The sequence below is a fragment of the Marinicrinis lubricantis genome (assembly GCF_042658665.1).
GTDB classification, from domain to species: Bacteria; Bacillota; Bacilli; order Paenibacillales; family KCTC-33676; genus Marinicrinis; species Marinicrinis lubricantis.
On record NZ_JBHSQV010000061.1, the window covers coordinates 1 to 937 of the forward strand.

Here is a 937-nt window from a genome sequence, read left to right on the forward strand (position 1 = left end):
AGACATGACCGAGTATCTTACATGGCAACAAGAACACAAATCAAACCAAAAAACGAAAGTTACCCGAATTGGGTAAAGACTCCTAGCTAACCGAGGGAGAATTTACACACAAATTCGGACTTGATCAGAATTCTATTTATTAATGTTTCTATATCAGACAAAAGAAAAAAAACTTCGACTTTCACAGGTACAAAACATGGTTGGATTAAGTCAAAGCGCTTTATCGAGACTCGTTTCAAGACTGGAAGTTCATAAATTTGAAGCTGTAAAACGGGATGCTTCTCAGGAAGACAAACGTGGTTTTTATGTTGTATTAACTTCAAGTGGAGAAAAACACGTTGATAAAATCATAAAGGAAGTAAATAAGACACTCAATGAATCAATGTCTGAAAGAGACAAGATTCATATACGCTTACTCACTGATTAGCATTGCAATATTGAAAGAGACAGCCACATGGAGTTGTCAATTTTACTTTCCTTCCTTTATTAAACTATCCTGCCCGTTAGTTTAACATTGAAAATCAACACTAAACGTCAACAAAGCTACTATAATTCCGTTCAAGAATAAAAAATAATGCTTGTCCTTGGATGTGTCCTCGTTTTATAAAAACAAGGACACCTGTGACAAAAAAAGCTAACGATAGGAGAAGGTCTTTCATCAGTTTGCTAAACTGTTGGGAGGCCTTTTCTTGCATATTACGAGAACGTCTCAGATCATATGAAATGGTGAGCGAGCCTACCTTCTCATTTACGGAACTGCTAAATATATAATAATGGATAGAGGAAAGGATACATTGAATAATTCAAATAAATTAGGGCTTGCTGAACGATTAAAAAATCCAGTAACAGCAAGGGTTTGAGGCATTCTTTGTCGAATTCATATGCAAGGAAATCGTTGAAATACGATGAAAAACCGTGCACATGGAGGATGACGATC

At 35.9% G+C, this 937-nt stretch carries 1 pseudogene; it reads left to right on the forward strand.

The annotated features are described in order from the left end of the window. Positions 1-139: 139 nt before the first annotated feature. A pseudogene (locus tag ACFPXP_RS08025) lies at positions 140-427 on the forward strand (MarR family winged helix-turn-helix transcriptional regulator); the annotation flags it as partial. Positions 428-937: the final 510 nt, after the last annotated feature.